Annotated in this window: 1 protein-coding gene; it reads right to left on the bottom strand. The window is 40.9% G+C overall.

Features of this window, described 5'->3' with window-relative positions; all coding sequences use genetic code 11:
* The coding region (locus tag SB725_RS32170; protein WP_410923545.1) for an exodeoxyribonuclease V subunit gamma at nt 1-233 on the bottom strand (233 nt) is incomplete at its 3' end.
* Between the last annotated feature and the right edge of the window lie 26 nt (nt 234-259).

The following is a 259-nucleotide window of genomic DNA, read 5'->3' as shown; positions in this document are numbered from 1 at the left end:
CGAGTCAATACATCTTGCATCAGCGTCCATTGATACTGACCCCAAAATTTAGTACGCACCAAGGTACTAATACCAGCACGGCTAGCAATAGTTTTATCCAACCAATCACCCAATACCATTGACGGTACAATGACAATAAAAGGCTCAAAAACAGGCTGATCCTTGGACTGGTATTGTACAAGCAATTGATCAACGAGGTTTTCGGTACGGTGCGACTGAATAATAGTGAACATAGACAATAATCTGATTGCAATAAAGG

Source organism: Pseudomonas sp. SIMBA_041, assembly GCF_046535095.1.
Taxonomy (GTDB): Bacteria; Pseudomonadota; Gammaproteobacteria; order Pseudomonadales; family Pseudomonadaceae; genus Aquipseudomonas; species Aquipseudomonas mucoides.
Note: the sequence above shows the minus strand (reverse complement) of the source record. Positions and strands in the feature narration are given on the sequence as shown.